Below are 16,721 nucleotides of genomic sequence, written 5' to 3' on the forward strand. Positions count from 1 at the left end.
CTGTTGTCAAGCAGCGGCTTGTAGATCTTGTTGATGGTGTGCCCATGCGGTGGCTTCGTCATAGGTGACGGCGGTCTTGAGGCAGCCGTGCAGGATGCCGACCGGGCGGTTACCGAGCTGGCGTATTGCGGCGTGGTGGCCGACGCCGCGGGCGCGCAGCTGGTCGTAGTAGGCGCGGGCGCCGGAGGAGGCGCGTAGCGCGGCGAACGCTTGGCGGCCCAGCGCGTCGATGAGCCGATCGTTGTGCACGTAGCGGGCCAGCACGGTCTTCTTCTTGCCGGATTGGCGGGTGATCGGGCTGGTCCCGGCGTAGTTCTTGCGTGCTTTCGCATCGGCGTAGCGATTCTTGTCATCGCCGAACTCGGCGAGCACCCGGGCGCCGAGAATGATGCCCAGACCGGGCTGACTGAGGTAGATCTCAGCGTCCGGGTGCTTGCCAAAATGCGCCTCGACCTGCTCCTGCATGCTGTGGATCTCGGTGTTGAGGGTGCTCAGGATGGCCACCTGAGCGCGTACGGTGGCCCCGTAGGCGGCGGTCACGACGGCCGGCTGGCCCAACTGTTCGGCGCGCAGGGCAGCCTGGATCGCCTGGGCCTTCTCGGCGATGTTGCGGCTGCGGGCGTGCTTGAGCGCCGCGGTGATCCGGCCCTTGGTCAGCCGGCGGGCTGAAATCGGATCGGGTGCGGCGCCGAGCAACTGCAGCGCATCCGGGGCGGTCAAGTCGTCGAAAGCGGCCAGCGCAGCCGGGAAGAACTCCCGCAGAGCGTGGCGCAGCCGCAGCGTGTGCCTTGTGCGCTCCCAGATCAGCGTCTTGTGCGCCCGGGTGACGACCTTGACCGCCTCCGCCTCGACGCTGTCGCCAGCGATCGGGCGTAGCTGATGGCGGTCGGTGCGGACCATGTCGGCCAAGGTGTGCGCGTCGCGGGTGTCGCTCTTGCCGCCGGACACACTGTGGCGCACGCGGTAGCGGGCCACCTGCAACGGGTTGACCGCGGAGATCTGGTAGCCGGCCGCGATCAGCGCCTGCACCCAACCGCCGCGGTCGGTCTCGATGCCGACCACCACCTGCGCCGGCTCGTCATCCTCCCCGACATGCTCGCCGATCATCGCGTGCAGCCGGGCGATCCCCGCCACGCCCTGCGGCAGCTTCGCCCTGCCCAGCACCCGCCCGGTCTGGTCCTGCAGCTCGACGTCGTGGTGCTCCTCGGCCCAGTCATCGCCAACGAACAGCAATCCCTTGCTCCCATCCATAGTGGACGCCATGTCCGCGGTGGCCTGCGGGAGAACTACCAGCAATCTAATGAACAAGTGCTCACGCCCAAGTCAGCGGGCACGACATCCCATCAGCGGTCTGGTCTCCCGACCACCAGCAGGGGCACGATCTTGACATAGGACTGCAAGCGTCCCGGTCAACGCAGTGCTCACCCACCGGCGGCTACCGAACCGGAGTCTGCCCGAAGGTCGACCCGGTAGCTCTCATTAGGTCAACGGCGTCTGGCGGTACGTGTACCGGGCGGTCGACCAGCACGGGCAGGTCATCGACGTGCTCGTCTCGGCCCGCCGCGACGCCGACGCGGCCCGGAGGTTCTTCTGCCGGGCGCTGTCGGCGTCGAAGGTGACACCCAGCGAGGTGGTCACTGACGCGGCCGCGGTCTACCCCGCCGTGCTGGACGAGCTGATCCCGCAGGCGTGGCACCACGTCGAGCAGTACGCGAACAACCCGATCGAGGCTGATCACAGCCGGCTCAAACACCGGTTGAAACCGATGCGCGGGCTACGGACGGACACGACAGCACAGGTGATCATCGCCGGACATGCCTTCATGCAGAACCTACGCCGCGGGCACTACGAACTCGCCGTCGACGCCTCTCCCGCTCGGCGGATAGCCTGTGGGGCTCGAATACTCGGTTCGGGCGTGTGAAGTGCGGTTCTGTGTGAGGTTGAGACCGGTGTGACCGGCATGCTCGTGGTCATGACCACGTCGCTGGTGTACCTGCTGCTCCGCCAGGTGTTGCAAATGTTGACCCAGATCGCCCGGGACGGCGGGGCCAAGGACGTGGAGATCCTGGTGTTACGCCACGAGGTGGCGGTGCTGCGCCGACAGGTGCACCGCCCAGATCTCCAGCCGGCCGACCGGGTGGTGTTGGCGGTGTTGTCACGGCTGCTGCCCCGTCCGCGCTGGTCAGCGTTCTTCGTCACCCCGGCCACCCTGTTGCGGTGGCACCGTGAGCTGCTAGCCCGGCGGTGGGCGTACCCGCATGCGCCGCCCGGTCGGCCACCGGTGGCCAAGCAGGTCCGTGAGCTGGTGCTGCGAATCGCCGCGAAGAATCCGTCGTGGGGGCATCGGCGTATCCAGGGCGAACTGGTCGGCCTGGGTCATCGAGTAGCGGCCAGCACCGTGTGGAAGAAACTGCTTCTACTGCCGGTCTCGTGGGTGACTTCTGACCCCGGATGACAGCGCACGCCGTGTCTCGTCTAGGTTCCTGAGCTGCTAAGACACGGGAACTGAAGATCGGAAACACGGCGTGCTGGGGGCAAGACTATTCCATCGGCTGCTGGGGCTGGAACGCACCGTCATCGAGGCGGTGCAGGTCGCCGAGGACGACGCGGGCGAGTACCTGATCGTGTCGGTGCGGCCGCGGAAGAAAGCCGCGCGGCGGTGTGGGCGTTGCCAGGTACGCGCGCCGTGGTACGACCGGGGCGGCGGGCGCCGGTGGTGGCGCGCTCTGGACCTGGGCGTGATGAGGGTCTGGCTGGTCGGCGACGCAGCGAGGGTGAACTGCGGTGAGCACGGGCCGACGGTGGTCGCGGTGCCGTGGGCGCGTAACGACTCCCGGTTCACCACCGGCTTCGATGACACTGCGGCGTGGCTGGCCGCCCACGCGCCGGCGTCGACGGTCGCCGAACTGCTGCGTACCACGTGGCGGGCGGTGTCGGGAATCATCACCAGGGTGGTAGCCGAGCGGGCTGGTGCTGTCGACCGTCTCGCCAGGCTGACCAGGATCGGGATCGACGAGGTCGCCTACCGCAAGGGTCACCGGTATCTGGTGATCGTCGTGGACCACGACAGCGGCCGGATGGTGTGGAGCGGCGAGGGCCGCAAGAAGGAGACGGTCGAAGAGTTCTTCGCCGCGCTGGGACCCGAACGGGGCGAGCGGTTGACGCACGTGTCGGCCGACGGCGCCGGGTGGATCGGCGACGTGGTCGCCGAACACGCCCCACAGGCGATCCGGTGCCTGGACGCGTTCCACGCGGTCGGCTGGATCACCGACGCCCTCGACGAGGTCCGCCGGGCGGTATGGAACCAGCTACGCGGCGGCAAAGGCGGCGCGACCGAGGAGTCCAAGGCGTTCAAGGGCGCGCGGTGGGCGCTGCGGAAGAACCCGGATCGGCTGTCGGACACGCAGAAGGCCACCCTCGCCTCGATCCAGACCACCAACCGGCCTCTGTATCGGGCGTATGTGCTCAAGGAACAGTTCCGGGAACTCATCAAGATCAGGCCGGGGTAGGCCCGGCGCCGCGGCGGTCGGGGGCGACCTGGAAGCACTTCCTGACCGGCCAGGCCCACACGATTCTGGCGTGTGACTTCTTCACGGTCGACACCGTTCTCCTCAAGCGGGTCTACGTGCTGTTCTTCATCGAGATCGCCACCCGACAAGTCCACATCGCCGGGGCGACCGCCCACCCGATCGGCCCGTGGGCGGCCCAGCAGGCACGGAATCTACTGATGGACCTCGACCAGCGCGCTGCTGGCCTGCGGTTCCTGCTATGCGACCGCGACACGAAGTTCACGGCATCCTTCGACACGGTGTTCGCGGCCGAAGGCATCGACGTGATCAAGACTCCGCCGCAGGCACCTCGGGCGAACGCGTCCTCTTCAGACTGTCCGGCGCGTTGCCGGGCGGTGAGCGGGAGAGGGAGACCCCACCCGTCGACCCCGGACCCTACCGGTTCATCGACAGCGCCGAACGAGCTGCACTGACAGCCGGATATGGAACTTCTGTAACTTCAGCTCCAGCGAATGCGGGTCTGTGAGCGCCACTGCTCGAGGACGTCGGCTCGGCCCTGCGTTGCGATCTCGTTGGCCCGGTTCCAGAGGCTCAGGTAGAGCTGCACCGCGGTGCCCGAGAACACCACGTCCGGCCGTTCGGTCTCGCCTGGGGTCGTCACGATTGGCCCTTCGCTGATCCGTACCGTCCAGGCATGGCCGGTGTCGTCGGTCCTGACGATCACCGTGTACGGCTCGGCCGAGTGCAGCCGGCCCTTCCCTCGGGCGATGAAGCCTGTCAGGAGCTCGTCGATGCCGTCGGCAGCCAGCACCGAATCGATGTCCACGTCCACTGCTCCCGGCCACCGTCCATGCACGGCCGACACCGCGTCGACGCTGTGGATGGTCGTCTCGTGGGCCTGGCGTCGCGCCCAGAACCGGCGCGGCGGTGGGGCGTCCTTGAGGAACACCGTCGCCTGGGCGTCATCCGCCGTAGCCTGCAACGTGTCGACCAGGGCGGCGAGGCCGTTCGAATACCAGCCGAGCAGGTCGGCAGACGCCTGGGCCTCGGCTTCTGACGCGGAGGTGTTGTGGTCGGTGTCGCCGCGCAGGTTCGCCGCCGCCCACCTGTGCACCATGCCCTGATGGGTCACCAGGTCCGTGACATTCCAACCGGGGCAGGTGGGGACCTTCGCATCGAACCCGGCTGCGGCGGCGGCCCGACGCAAGGCGGCGCCGCTACGGACGAGGGCCTCAAGGTGGTCTTCCATGCTCAGGTATGTCGGCATGGCGGCATGGTAGTGGGCAACGCGCCGACGGCGGCCGCCGGTCAGCCAGCCATAGAGGCACAGGTACGGGCCTTCGTCTGCCAGTCCGGCCGCAGCGCACAGGGCATGCGATAGCTCCTGCCCTTTGTCACCGAATACCGCATCGGGAAGGCCAAGTCCTGTCGTCCTGTCGGGGATGGTTCGCGCGAGAGGCGACAAGGCCGTTGCCCTACATAGGAGGCAGTTCGTGAGTTCCTACACCATCACCATCGCCGCGGACGATCCCAGCCAGGCGACCACAACCGTCAGGGCCGAGTTGAACGGCGCGACCGCGCGCATCACCGAGTTGGTGGTACGCGCCGGTGAGGGGGACGGGCTGACCGCGGGCCAGATTCCCGCGGTCGATCTGGATCTGCTGCTCAAGGCGGTCACGCCCGCCGTCGGCGGCCAGCAGGCGTTAACCGTGTCGCCTGCTGCTGCGGCCGACGAGGCACCCGCTCGCGTATCAGTTGACGAGGTGCCCATCGTCAACACCGAGGCGGAACAGCCTGTCGCCGCCACCACGTCCACCGCTGCCGAGCCGGCCACGACCGACCCCAAAAACAGCGATGCGACCGAGGTCGCTGTTCCCAAGCAGGCGGCGCGGGCGAAAGCACCGGCCGCCGGCGCGACCCGGGCGGGTGGGCGGAAAGCCGCGGCAGGATCCAAGGCCAGGACCGCGGGGCGGAAAGCCACCAAGCAGACCGCGAAGGGCGAGGCGTCCCCGGGCACGGGTCGTGTGTACCGGCGGTCACCGGATGATCTCGAGTCGGTGTATCAGCAGGCTGGCAGCGTGGCGGCTGTCGCCGACCACTACGACGTGCCCCGGCACGCCGCTCAGGGGTGGATCCGTACGCTGCGCCGCCGCCAGGCCAGCCCAGCCGAGTAGGACAACACCGCGGGCATACCGGACCGCCACCGCGTGCTGTACGGGCGCGGTGGCCGGGTAACCGGGCGGTTCGCTGGCTACCAAACGTTCGATGGGCGGCCGGCCTGGCGCTGGCAACGGTTCTGGAGGGCGTGGTCACCCCGACGGTCCTTTGCCCCGGCCACCGCAGCCGTGCACATGAGTCCGCCGTACGGGCGGCAGCCGCTCGGCGGCCACCGCCGACCGGCGGTGTGGTGCGCGGGGGCCGAGCCTGGGGAGGGAATCGCCTGAGTTGCGCCGTCTCTTCTTCACGTGGATGGCGTTCGATGGACATGATTGTGGGAGACGGTCGTTGTCCCACCCCCGGACGCCGAGGAGGCCACCTGCAGGAGCGGTTCGGGCTGGACCCGGTGTGGGTGATGCCCGAAGGCACCACCAGCGATGCGGTCCTGACCGGAATGCGGGACCTCGCGGACGCGGTCCTAGCCAGAGGCTGGCACCTGAGCAGCCGCCTGCACGTGTTGCTGTGGGAGGACACCCGTGGCCGCTGAATCACCGGACTCACGCCCGTCGGCTGGGCTTGGACGGGGCCGTCGTTCCCGCCGTGACGGGCCGCGCGTGTGGGGGAGCGGCCCTGCGATCGTCGGCGGCGGGATCGTTCCTGCCGTCCAAGCGAAACCCACGATAGCCCAACCAGCCCCACCTGTGCAGTCCCCAGCGCACTCCCTCATACCGTACCTGGTGGACCTGCCGCATCTGGTGGCAGCGGCCCGGCTGTGCATGCGCCGTGCCGGCGCACCGGGTGCTGACGGCCTTACCTGGGCCGCCTACCGCAGCGGGCTACGACCGCGTCTCGGTGAGCTGTCCGACCGGCTGCGGACAGGGACGTGGGAGCCGGGCCCGTTACGGCACGTGGAGATCACCTCCTACACGGGCAAGGTGTTCCCGGCGGTGATCCCGACGGTGGAGGACCGCATCGTGCACCGGGCGATGCGTCGCGCAGTCGAGCCGATCATCGAGCACCACGTCCTGGCGGACTGGGTGTCGGCGTACCGGCCGCGCCGCAACCGGATCACCGCCCTGCGACAAGCCGAGCAGCACCTGGCGGCGGGCCGGCAGTGGGTCGCCGATGTCGACGTGGCCGGTGCCTCGGCAGGGGGCAGCAGCGAACAGTTCGTGGATTGGCTTGCCGTCCACGTGGTCGACGGCTCGTTCCTGCGGCTGTTCCGCCGCGTCGTCGAGGCGCTGCCGACGCCGCTCGTCCCGGGCAGCGGCCTGTGGCCGGTGCTGTTTCACCTGCGCCTGTCCCAGGTCGACGCCGTGCTCACCGGCTGGCCGGTCGTGCGGTTCGCGGACAACTACCTGATCTTCGAGGCGGACGAGCTCGCCGCGTTCGCCGCGTTCGACGCCCTCGCCGCCGCCCTCGCCAGTGGGCAGATGCAGCCGCATCCGCGCAAGAGCCGGGTCCGGCCGCCGCATCAGGCCAACACCGAAGACCTGTTCCTCATCGACGGATGAAAGGAGCCCACCGATGACCATCACGCGCACCGGACCGGACGTAGGCTCCCGCACCGTCCGCTGGGTACACGTCCCTGCCGGTACCTGCCTCTACGGCGACGCCCGCAAACCCCGTCCCGTGCCGGACCTCCTCGTCGCGGAGACGCCGCTGACCGCCGCGCAATGCGGTGTCGGCGACACCGACCTGCCGATCACCGGCATCAGCTACGACGACGCCGTCCACCTCGCCGCCGAAGCAGGCGGGCGCCTGCCCACGTCGGTGGAGTGGGAATGGATCGCCGCCGGACCGAGTCGCCGCCTCTATCCGTGGGGCGACGAACCGTGGACCCCTGACCGTGCCCTGCTCACGGGGGCCGGACAGTCCCCACGTGTCGCACAGCTGGTCGGCCGGTGCCCGGCGGGTGCTACGCCGCACGGCGTGCTGGAGCTGGCCGGCAACGTCTGGGAATGGACCGCCAGCACCGCGGCTGCCGAGCAGGACGAGGTGTTCAAGGCGTTGGTGTTGGCCAGGATCCTTGAACCGACCAGCAAGCTCGACTCGGTGCGGGTGTTGGACGAGGCCGGCGCGTGGGCGCCGTCGTACGCGACGAACAAGCGGCGGCTGCGGCTGTATGCCACGGGAGGCAAGGCTTGCGACGCCGGCGGGAAGACCGAGGGTGTGCCGGTCGAGGACGGCGCTGGGCCCGAGCCTGATCCGGCCGGTGGTCCGTGGCGGGCGCGGCTGGCACGCGCCTGCGCCGAGCATGTGCGCCTCGGGCCGGCGACGTTGCTGCTCTACGACGTGACAACGTTGTACTTCGAGGCCGACGAAGGTGACGGGTTCCGCGAGCCGGGGTTCTCCAAGGAGAGGCGCCTCGAACCGCAGATCACCGTCGGTCTGCTCACCCGACGGGGCGGGGTTCCCGCTGATGGTGCACGCGTTCGAGGGCAACCGGGCCGAGACCAGCACCATGATGCCGGTCCTGCGGGCCTTCCTCGACGCGCACAGCCTGCCGGATGTCACCGTCATCGCCGATGCCGGGATGGTGTCGGAGGCGAACCAACGCGCGATTGAAGCCGCCGGGCTGTCGTTCATCCTCGGCGCCCGCGTTCCCGACGTGCCCTACGTCGTCAAGGTGTGGCACGACGCCCACCCCGACGCCGAGATACCGGACGGGCACGTGTTCGTCCAGCCGTGGCCGGCCGGACCGGCCGACAAGCGCCGCGATCACACGATCTTCTACCAGTACCGCGCCAACCGGGCCCGGCGCACCCTGCGAGGATCGACGCCCAGGTCGCCAAGGCCGAGAACGCCGTCGCGGGCAGGACACCGGTGAAGCGGAACCGGTACGTGCGCCCCCAATAGGCGGGATTACCTCGACTCGGCCACGACAGGAACCGATCGAACAGTCCACCGCTCGCGGGCATCTCATCCGGCCGCAGCTTGCCCAGGTCGTCGACGGCGTCACCGAGAAGGCCGGCCAAGTATACAAACAGGCTCACCTGATCCCGCTCGTACTCGGCCAGCAGCGCGAGCTTGGCGTCACCACACGGCCAAGGATGGCCGCAGGCGCGACACACGACCTCCCGCCCGTACCCCTTGCTCCCCGGCACCGGCGGACCTGGCGCGGCCTGCGGCGCTGGTGCCCGTGCGGCTTGCGCTGGACCGTCTGCCCGGACCGGCACGCGCCGGTCCCCACCGAGCCGCCCAACCCGCCGCGCAACACCCGGTGGTGGGACGAGGCCACCCGGGCCAACCCGCAGGTCGGCCGGGTCGGCCGGCTCACGCCCGCGCAGACGTGGCGCGCCAACGGCGGCCACCGGTGACCGCGACGCCGCTGCACCTGCCGCTGCGTCCGCTCTGGCTCTGCCGCGCCCGCACCGCGCCCTGGCCCTGCGCGGGGGCCCGGCTCAGCCTGGCCCGCGAGTACGCCGGCAGCCAGGTGGCGCTCTGCCTCTACCTGAGCAGCGTGCTGCACGACGCGGCCACCGACCTGCACCTGCTCAACCCGCACGAGGCGCCCGCGCCCCGCCAGCTTTTCGACCGGTTCATCGGCTGGGCGCTGGTGCGTTCATCGGCGGACAACTCGCCCCAACACCCCATGCCGGACGAGGCTCCGACAGCACTAGCCTACGAAGGTCAACTCCACACTGCGGACGGCGTGGGGACCGAAGCTACGTGACCACCGGTGAGCTGAAGAACAAGATTGACCGCGTCTGGGACGCCTGTCCCGCGTGGTCGACATGCTCGACGACATCGACATGACTCAGCGAGACACCAAGGGTGACCTGTACGAGTACATGCTGAGTAAGATTCCGACGGCCGGACACAACGGCCAGTTCCGCACCTCGCGGCACATCATCCAGCTCATGGTCGAGATGATGCGACCCACGCCGGACGACAAGATCTGCGACCCGGCCTGCGGCACCGCCGGCTTCCTATTGGAAGCCGGCGAGTACCTGCGCTGTTATCACCCGGACGCGCTCCACGACGCGAAGCAGCGCAAGCACTTCCACGAAGACATGTTCCACGGTTTCGACTTCGACGGGACGATGCTGCGCATCAGCAGCATGAACATGCTGCTGCACGGCGTAGAGAAGCCCCAAATCCACTATCGAGACTCCCTCGCGCAGAGTACGTCCTCACGGGAATCAGCGGCCGTCGGGTGAGCACCTTTCCCCGACGTACACGCTGTGGCGTCGTGCCATCGGCTCGCCGCGAACTCGCGGATCACGAGGCCGGCTTGCACCAGCAACGCGTCCGGTCATGACAGCGCATCTACCCGAAGCATCCCTCGGTGCCGCGCGCTCGTCGGCGCGCATATCATGCGTGCCATCCCGCTGGACCGACAGTCGGCGGTGATGGCGGGTCGCTGGCAGGGAGGGTGCGGGCAGGATGTTAGAGGCAGTCGGGCTGGATGCGCCGGAAGGACGGATCTATCGCTTCCTGGTGCGATTGCCTTCCGCCTCGCCGGAGGATCTAGCCGAGCAGCTGCGCATGCTGCCCGCCGAGGTCACCAACCACCTGCACGCCATGGAGCGCAAGGGACTCGTCAACCGGGTGCCGGCCCGGCGGGGGCGGTTTCGGGCCACCCCGCCGGAACTCGCGTTCGGCCCGCTGCTCGGGCAACGGCAGCAGGAGCTGGAGTCCATTCAGAGCGCCATCGGACAGCTCAGTGAGGAGTATCGGAGTCAAGCGGCCCGGCACGACGCCAACGAGCTGATCGAGGTGGTGTACGGACGAGAGGCGGTCGCCCACCGGTTCGACCAACTACAGCTCAGTGCCACCCACGAAGTGCTGGGTCTGCTGCGGGAGCCGATGCAGGCGGTGCCCCCGACCGAGACCGCGGCCTCGCAGACGGCACTGGACGCCGGCGTGGACTACCGGGTGGTCTACGACGCCGCGCTCCTGGAGCTGCCGGGGGACCCGTACGAGATCGGTCCCAGCCTCCGCCGCGGCGAGCGGGCCAGGGCGGCGATCGGCCTACCGGTGAAGATGGTTCTGGTCGATCGACGTTCGGCGATCATTCCGCTGTCGCCGCTGCCGTCGCCCGACGAACCGTCGGCCATCATCGTCCATCCCAGCGGTCTGCTGGATGCGCTGGCCGCACTGTTCGAGCAGATCTGGGCGACGGCCACGCCGCTGGCCGTCGGGGCGGACGGGCCGGTGCCGGCCGCCGGATCCGCCACGGTTCCGTCGCCGCAGGACCGGCAGTTGCTGTCGCTGCTGTTGGCCGGCCTCACCGACCAGGCGATCGCGGCCCAACTGGGTACCTCGATGCGTACCGTGCAGCGCCGGATCCACGGCCTGACCGAGCGGGCCGGTGTCCGGACCCGCCTCCAGCTCGTCTGGCAGGCCGCCCATCGTGGCTGGCTCTGACCCGGGCCGTGCCCGCCGGACTCATCCGGCGGGCACGACGGCAAATCGGTCAGGACCGGGTCACTTGATCTTCTTCGGCGGAGCCACCCGCATCGACACCGGGATCGTCGGCGTCGGGTACGGCGTGTTCGTCTGCACCGCGATCTCGGCGGAGTAGTCGCCGACATGCGTGGCCGGCAGGTCGCTGGCGTCCACCGTGACGGTGACCTTCACCTTCTTGCCTGGTTGCAGGGTCAGCCGGGTGGGGCTCTCCGCCAGCCACGGAATGTCCGCGGATTCGCCCTGGTCGTACCCGGCGAGTACCTGGGCCGTGGCCACCGGCCCTCTGCCCAGCGCCTGAACTCCGCCGATCCGGTAGAACCCGAGCGTGGATCCGCCGCGGGTGCCCCCGATGGCCATCGGCAGTCCGGTCCACCGTCCGGTGACGGGGTCGAACGCGAAGCCCTGCCGGGTCACCGAGGTCGCGTTGCTGGTGATACCGCCGGACACGAGGAACAGACCGTTGGCCACCGTGTACCCGGAGCCGGACAGGGTGATCGGCAGGTCCGCGATCCGCGACCACGAGTTGGTTCCCGGGTCGTAGGCGTAGGAGTGCCGAACCTGGCCGGTCGAGGTGGTGCCGCCGGCGCAGTAGAGGATGCCGCCGAGTGCCCCGCAGGCCTGGTAGGACACCGCCTCCGGGTAGGACGCGGCCACAGTCCAGGTCTCGGTCTGCGGGTCGTAGACCTGGACGTCGGTGATTCCGCAGCTGAGGATGCAGCCACCGACGACGTACAGCTTGCCGTCGAGCACCGCGTGCCCCATGTTGGCGTACGGCTTCGGCAGTGGCGCGCCGGTGGACCAGGTGTTCGTCGACGGGTCGTAGATCTCCAGCTTGGCGACGTTGTTGATGCTGGGATCCCAACCGCCGGTGACGTAGAACTTGCCGTCGATGAACTCGCCGGCGGCGTTCTCCCGGGGACCGGACGGGCTGGCCATCTTCGTCCAGCTACCCCGGTCCGGGTCGTACGCGTACATGTCTCCGGTCTGGCCATTGCCGGTCCAGCCGAACACCGAGTACACGATCCCGTCGTGGTAGCCGACCGAGTTGTCCTGGATCGTCGTCGGGTAGTCGGGGATCTGCGCCCACTGGCTGGCAGTCGGGGCGCCGCTGCGCTCACCGAGCCGCACCGCGGCGGGTTCCGTGCCGGTGTTCCGGAAAGACACCGTGGCGGTGCCCTGCTCGCCCCCGGAGACGTTCTTGCTGATCGCGTCGGTGTCGACGGTGATCTGGCCGGCCGTCAGTTCGAGGTCGGCCGTGGTGACCCCGTCGGCCATCACGTCCACGGTGGCGGAACCGCTCGTGTAGCGGGTCTTGGCGACGGTGAACCGGTGCTCGCCGGTCAGTGCGGAGAAGAGCCAGTAGAAGCCCGCCCCCACCTTCGGGTCGGCGCCCTCGGCCAGCGAGTTCGCGGTGGTGCTCGACTCCTCGTCGCTGGTGACGATGGCGCCGGTGACGCCGGCGTCGGTGTTGGCGTCGGTGACGGTGCCCATCACCAGTCCACCGGGCACCGGGGCGCAGGAAGTCGTCCCGCCGACGTCGGCCTGGTCGTATCCGGGCGCGGTGCAGGCGGTGCCGTCGACCGTCAGAGAAACGTTCTCGGTGACGTTGTCCGAGCCGACGACGACCTTCTTGGTCACCGTCTCGTAGCCCGCGTACTGCGGCTCAACCTTCACCCTGTACGTCGCCCCGGTCGGCAGATCGAAGCTGTAGTGACCGTCGGCGGGCGTGGTGTAGTCGGAGATCCCTGACCCCTCGACACTGACCTTCGCGTACAGCGGCCAGCCGTGGCCGGAACCGTCGGTGACCGCTCCGCTGACGGTGACCCGCGGCTCCGCCGTCAGCGCGACGTTGAGCGTCCCGAGTGTGTCGACGGTGACCGTCGCCGGCACCGTCTTGGTCTCATAGCCGAACGACGACACGGCGACCTGGTAATCGCCGATCGGCAGCAGCGACGAGTAGTTCCCGGCCGCCCCGGTGGTCAGCGAGCGCTCCATCCTGCCGGTCAGGGCCACGGTCGCACCGGCGATCGGGTCGCCGGTCGCCGCGTCGGTGACGGTGCCGGCCAGGGTGCCGGTGTCGCCGATCGGAGCGGCCTCGATGAGTGCCAGCGTGTCGAGCCGGCCCTCGCCGTAGACGTTGTTGTCGTCCGCGGTTCCACCGCACCGGAGGTCTTCCTTGTCGACCGCCGTGTTGTTTAGCAGCGCACGGGTCGCGGTGATATCACCGATCAGCGCCGGCGCTGCCGACCACAGCAATGCGACCGCTCCCGACAGGTGGGGAGCGGCCATCGAGGTGCCGCTGTAGGTGGCGTAATCGTTGCCCGGAACGCTGGACCGGACGTTCACCCCGGGCGCCGAGATGTTCGGCTTGATCTGGCCGTCCTGGCCCGAACCGCGAGCCGAGAAGCTCGCGATGTTGTTGTCGATGTCGTACGCGCCGGCCGAGTAGGTGCTGATCCGGCTGCCAGGCGAGCCGCTGGTCTGGCACGCCGGACCGCTGTTGCCGTTGGACCAGGCCCCGAAGATGCCTGAGGCGTCCCAGGCCAGCGTCACGTCCTCCATGAACGGGTCGTTGGAGGGCAGGGTGCTGCCCCACGAGTTGTTGATGATGTTCGGCCGCTTGCTGGCGTCCGGATTCTGACCGTGGAGGTCGGTGGGCTCAAGCATCCACTGACCGGAGGCGAACAGAGCGGTGTCGCTCGGGCAGCAGCCGTTCGCCGCGATCCACTTGACGCCCGGTGCGACGCCGATCTGGTTCGCGCCGGCCATCGTGCCCATCGTGTGCGTACCGTGGCCGTTGTTGTCGCAGGGCGTGGCGCCGCAGGTGCCGGCGGCGTCGAACCAGTTGTAGTTGTGGTCGAACGTGCCGTCACCGTTGTTGCCCCGGTAGGAGTTCACCAGCGCCGGGTGGCCGAACTGGACACCGGTGTCGATGTTCGCCACCGTGATGCCCGCACCGTCGACGCCGTACTGGGACCAGACGTCGTCGGCGTTGATGTTCGCGATGCCCCACTCGAGGGCGTTCGCCGTCTTCTCGCTCTGGCCCTCGGTGACCTCGGGCACCTTGTACTCCATCGGCACGAACAGGCCGTCGACCTCGTCGTGCCCAGCGAACTTCTGAGCCATGGTCAGCGAGCCCCTGCTGACCTTGATGGCGTTGGTCGCCCAGAACGTCTGGTACTTCGCGCCCGCGCTGTCGAGCTCGCCCCGGATCTTGGCCTGGCTCTCCGCGGCGGTCTTCTTCAACGCCGCCGCGACGGCGGTGCCCCGCTCATTCCAGTCCTTGATGGCGCTGGCCTTGCTCAGGTCGGCCTTCTTCTTGAAGTGGATCCAGAAGTCGCCCGCGCTCTTGGCCTCGAGCTGCTTCGCGAGGTCCGGGCGGATCTTGTCCGACGGGGAGGTGGCCCCCGCCCCGGCCGCCTGGGCAGCCGTCCCGGTGGCCAGACTTGTCGCGGCGAGTGCAATCGCCGCACCGGCGCTCACCAGTAATCTGGCGAGCTGTCTCCTGTGTGGACGTCTCAGCATCCGTGCTGTCTCCTTCACTCCCTGGCTTCTGCGGTGTCTGCTCATGTGCATCCAGGTGCTCCTAGCTGCATGGGTCGGTACGCTGACACGAAGGATTCGTGCCACGCGAAAAGGTCGGTGGCTGGGCTAAAGATCACAGCTCGGGTGATTCAGCTCAATGGATCGGACCTGGCGACTGTGCGACATGGCGACATCCAGCCTTATCGCTCACCGCTGCGCTCGTGGGAGATCGTTCACCCTGCGGGCCGTTGGCAAGCGACGGCGCCGACCACCCGACCGGGGAAGCCGCCCCGGAAGGTCGTCCTCTCATCGGCTCCGAGGCGAGGTCACACACGACAGAGCCCGTTACCGGCTCTCCTCGTAACGGGCCCATGAACGGCAGACATCGTGTTCTACAGAGAGGGCGTCACCGTCTCCAATGTCGCGGAGCCCGCGTCAGGGGAGCCGGAAATGGTTTGGTGAGATCGCCAGACTTGAGTTCAACCCGTCAGAGCAACTGAGTTCCCCCCGCTTTGATGGAGCGGTGGTTACCTGCTGCCGGCTGGTGCAGGGGTGGTGATAGCTGGTTCGGCTGGGTTGCTCTGGCGGGTGTGCCAGGCGGTTTCGTACTCGTTCGGGCTGAGGTAGCCCAGTTCCTTCTGGATGCGGCGGGTGTTGTACCAGCCGTCGATGTAGGCGAAGATCGCGTTTTCGGCCTCGTCGCGGGTCCGCCAGCTCGTGCGGTAGACAAGTTCGATCTTCAACGTCGACCAGAAGTTCTCCATCAGCGCGTTGTCGTACGAGTCGCCGACCGAGCCCATCGATGGCAGGATCCCGTTGTCCTGCAAGCGTTGCGCGAAGCGGAAAGACGTGTAGTTGGCGAGTTCAATCGGTCGTTGCAACACGGGGCTGTTGTAGTGAGCGTAGTTGCTCGGCGAAGACCTCGGCCGGGGTCTTCCAGCCAAGGATCTTGCGGGGCCGGTTGTTGACCGCGAGGGCGACGGCCTCGAGGTCCTCGTTGGACCACCTCGACAGGTCGGTGCCCTTCGGAAAGTACTGACGCAGCAGCCCGTTCGTGTTTTCGGGTACCGGGTGATGCGATGTCACAGGGGTGGATCTCCTCGCACGCCCTCACGGGTCAGAGTTTCAGCAGCTCAAGCCGCCTTCTCCAAGGTTGCCACAGAGGGCTCCGGGCACCGCCGCGCCCGTTCATCGGCGGTCACCAGGTCCACCACCGGACCGACCGGCCCGTCGACAACCCCGACGACCGCCAGACCGGCAAGGCCCAACAGCCGCGTCGTATCCTCAACCATGCCCGTGGCTCTTCTGTTGTGATCAGCTTGCCTCGACAACAAGATGATCACCAAGAGCCACGGGCACCCTCACACCAGGGTCCACCTCGGACAGACCGGCGGCATCAGCCGACCCCCATCAACTTCGTTGAGCCGTGATGATCACCTGTGCGGTTGGGTCGGTCCGGAGTCCGCGCATGGGTCGTAACCGGTGCTTGAGCTGGCTGTGATCGGCCTCGATCGGATTGTTCGCGTGCCGCTCGACGTGGTGCCAGGCCGCGGGGATCAGGTCGTCGAGCAGGGCGGGGTAGACCGGGGCGGCGTCGGTGACGACTTCGCTGGGCGTCACCTTCAGCATCCGCAGTGCGCGCTGGAAGAACCGCCGGGCTGCGGCGGCATCACGGCGGGCCGAGACGAGCACGTCGATGACCTGCCCGTGCTGGTCGACCGCCCGGTAGACGTAGCGCCAAACCCCGTTGACCCTGACGTAGGTCTCGTCGACGAACCACCGGTCACCCGGGGAGTGGCGGGCGAACCGGGCGGCGTCTGCCAGCAGCGGGGTGAACCGTTGCACCCACCGGAACACGGTGACGTGGTCAATCTCGACACCGCGCTCAGCCAGGAGTTCCTCCACGTCCCGGTAGGAAAGGTTGTAGCGCAGGTACCAGCGGACCGCGACGACGATCACCTCCGCGGGGAACCGGAATCGCGACTACGCCCTGGTCAGCTAGCAATTGGCGGCTGCCGTACTAGTGTCCTGCGCCGGAAATTCGCCTAATAAGTTGGTGTAGGGTGAGGTGATGGCACGAACCGGGCGCCCTACCGCACCGCTGGTGTTGACCGA

General features: G+C 68.4%; 14 protein-coding genes and 5 pseudogenes. 12 read left to right on the forward strand and 7 right to left on the reverse strand.

The features are described from left to right. Positions 1–6: 6 nt before the first annotated feature. Positions 7–1,233 carry an IS110 family transposase gene (locus ACWD6N_RS29850; RefSeq protein WP_450005528.1) on the reverse strand — a complete coding sequence of 409 codons (1,227 nt, stop codon included), beginning with the start codon at positions 1,231–1,233 and terminating at the stop codon, positions 7–9. Between the two features lie 250 nt (positions 1,234–1,483). Between ACWD6N_RS29850 and ACWD6N_RS29855 the strand changes: the two are divergent. The 4 genes and pseudogenes from ACWD6N_RS29855 to ACWD6N_RS29870 form a co-directional block, all read left to right on the forward strand. Continuing rightward, positions 1,484–1,921, forward strand: a pseudogene (locus ACWD6N_RS29855) (DDE-type integrase/transposase/recombinase); the annotation flags it as partial. Between the two features lie 51 nt (positions 1,922–1,972). Beyond that, positions 1,973–2,455 (forward strand): hypothetical protein, encoded by a 483-nt coding sequence (locus ACWD6N_RS29860; protein ID WP_450005503.1) that lies wholly within the window; start codon positions 1,973–1,975, stop codon positions 2,453–2,455. 70 nt (positions 2,456–2,525) lie between these two features. Next, positions 2,526–3,509, forward strand: a complete 984-nt coding sequence (locus tag ACWD6N_RS29865) for an ISL3 family transposase (RefSeq protein WP_450005505.1) — start codon at positions 2,526–2,528, stop codon at positions 3,507–3,509. A gap of 116 nt (positions 3,510–3,625) precedes the next feature. Then, positions 3,626–3,982, forward strand: coding sequence for a hypothetical protein (locus ACWD6N_RS29870; RefSeq protein ID WP_450005507.1), 357 nt, complete (start codon positions 3,626–3,628; stop codon positions 3,980–3,982). Positions 3,983–4,008: 26 nt separating this feature from the next. Here ACWD6N_RS29870 and ACWD6N_RS29875 read toward each other — a convergent pair whose 3' ends face one another. Continuing rightward, positions 4,009–4,974, reverse strand: a complete 966-nt coding sequence (locus tag ACWD6N_RS29875; protein WP_450005509.1) for a maleylpyruvate isomerase family mycothiol-dependent enzyme — start codon at positions 4,972–4,974, stop codon at positions 4,009–4,011. Positions 4,975–5,002: 28 nt separating this feature from the next. Here ACWD6N_RS29875 and ACWD6N_RS29880 point away from each other — a divergent pair, with 28 nt between their 5' ends. The 4 genes and pseudogenes from ACWD6N_RS29880 to ACWD6N_RS29895 all read left to right on the forward strand — a co-directional run. After that, on the forward strand, positions 5,003–5,683 hold the full coding sequence (locus ACWD6N_RS29880; protein WP_450005510.1) for a hypothetical protein: 681 nt from the start codon (positions 5,003–5,005) through the stop codon (positions 5,681–5,683). A gap of 305 nt (positions 5,684–5,988) precedes the next feature. Beyond that, entirely contained in the window at positions 5,989–6,213 is a 225-nt protein-coding gene (locus ACWD6N_RS29885) for a hypothetical protein (RefSeq protein WP_450005512.1), read from the forward strand. Between the two features lie 190 nt (positions 6,214–6,403). Next, entirely contained in the window at positions 6,404–7,180 is a 777-nt protein-coding gene (locus tag ACWD6N_RS29890; RefSeq protein WP_450005514.1) for an RNA-directed DNA polymerase (Reverse transcriptase), read from the forward strand. A 13-nt stretch (positions 7,181–7,193) separates the two neighbouring features. Continuing rightward, a pseudogene (locus ACWD6N_RS29895) lies at positions 7,194–8,516 on the forward strand (IS1634 family transposase); the annotation flags it as partial. A 5-nt stretch (positions 8,517–8,521) separates the two neighbouring features. Here the strand turns inward: ACWD6N_RS29895 and ACWD6N_RS29900 are convergent. Beyond that, positions 8,522–8,773, reverse strand: a pseudogene (locus ACWD6N_RS29900) (hypothetical protein); the annotation flags it as partial. A 42-nt stretch (positions 8,774–8,815) separates the two neighbouring features. Here ACWD6N_RS29900 and ACWD6N_RS29905 point away from each other — a divergent pair. The 4 genes from ACWD6N_RS29905 to ACWD6N_RS29920 all read left to right on the forward strand — a co-directional run bounded on the left by ACWD6N_RS29905 (position 8,816) and on the right by ACWD6N_RS29920 (position 11,039). Then, positions 8,816–8,986 carry a hypothetical protein gene (locus ACWD6N_RS29905; protein WP_450005516.1) on the forward strand — a complete coding sequence of 57 codons (171 nt, stop codon included), beginning with the start codon at positions 8,816–8,818 and terminating at the stop codon, positions 8,984–8,986. Next, positions 8,983–9,342 carry a hypothetical protein gene (locus ACWD6N_RS29910; protein WP_450005518.1) on the forward strand — a complete coding sequence of 120 codons (360 nt, stop codon included), beginning with the start codon at positions 8,983–8,985 and terminating at the stop codon, positions 9,340–9,342. Before ACWD6N_RS29905 ends, ACWD6N_RS29910 begins: the two co-directional genes overlap by 4 nt. 61 nt (positions 9,343–9,403) lie before the next feature. Beyond that, positions 9,404–9,829, forward strand: coding sequence for an HsdM family class I SAM-dependent methyltransferase (locus tag ACWD6N_RS29915; RefSeq protein ID WP_450005520.1), 426 nt, complete (start codon positions 9,404–9,406; stop codon positions 9,827–9,829). A 226-nt stretch (positions 9,830–10,055) separates the two neighbouring features. After that, positions 10,056–11,039: a helix-turn-helix domain-containing protein gene (locus tag ACWD6N_RS29920; protein WP_450005522.1), complete on the forward strand. Its 984-nt coding sequence runs from the start codon at positions 10,056–10,058 to the stop codon at positions 11,037–11,039. 60 nt (positions 11,040–11,099) lie between these two features. On the opposite strand, the gene ACWD6N_RS29925 is transcribed toward ACWD6N_RS29920, so the two are convergent. From ACWD6N_RS29925 to ACWD6N_RS29940, 4 genes and pseudogenes are all read right to left on the reverse strand, one after another. After that, complete coding sequence (locus ACWD6N_RS29925) at positions 11,100–14,606, reverse strand: S8 family serine peptidase (protein ID WP_450005524.1); 3,507 nt, start codon at positions 14,604–14,606, stop codon at positions 11,100–11,102. Positions 14,607–15,133: 527 nt separating this feature from the next. Then, positions 15,134–15,490 carry a transposase gene (locus ACWD6N_RS29930; RefSeq protein WP_450005526.1) on the reverse strand — a complete coding sequence of 119 codons (357 nt, stop codon included), beginning with the start codon at positions 15,488–15,490 and terminating at the stop codon, positions 15,134–15,136. Beyond that, positions 15,471–15,668: pseudogene (locus ACWD6N_RS29935) on the reverse strand (transposase); the annotation flags it as partial. The gene ACWD6N_RS29930 and the pseudogene ACWD6N_RS29935, both read right to left, overlap by 20 nt. Before the next feature lie 369 nt (positions 15,669–16,037). Further along, positions 16,038–16,583: pseudogene (locus ACWD6N_RS29940) on the reverse strand (IS6 family transposase); the annotation flags it as partial. Positions 16,584–16,721: the final 138 nt, after the last annotated feature.

The sequence above is a fragment of the Micromonospora sp. NPDC005163 genome (assembly GCF_053599835.1).